Source organism: Rhodoplanes roseus, assembly GCF_003258865.1.
GTDB classification, from domain to species: domain Bacteria; phylum Pseudomonadota; class Alphaproteobacteria; order Rhizobiales; family Xanthobacteraceae; genus Rhodoplanes; species Rhodoplanes roseus.
The window spans coordinates 1-289 of sequence record NZ_NPEX01000732.1 but is presented as its reverse complement, the minus strand read 5'-3'; the positions used below and the strand labels follow the sequence as shown (position 1 = coordinate 289).

Annotated in this window: 1 pseudogene; it reads left to right on the top strand. The window is 65.4% G+C overall.

Annotated elements, in window-relative coordinates:
• Positions 1 to 289, top strand: a pseudogene (locus CH341_RS32170) (polyhydroxyalkanoate depolymerase); the annotation flags it as partial.

The window sequence follows — 289 nt, the reverse complement described above, 5'->3', positions numbered from 1 at the left end:
GGGCTCCGGCACGCATGTCATGGCGGTTTGCCAGCCTTCCGTCCCGGTCCTTGCCGCCGCCGCCGTGATGGCGGAAGACGACGACCCCTGTCAGGCCGCCTCCATGACGCTGATGGGCGGGCCGATCGACACGCGGCGCAATCCGACCGCGGTCAACATGTTTGCCGACGGCAAGAGCGTCGACTGGTTCCGGCGCCACGTCATCATGAACGTGCCTTTCCCGCATCCGGGTTTCATGCGCGCCGTTTATCCGGGCTTCCTGCAGCTCTCGGGCTTCATGAGCATGAAT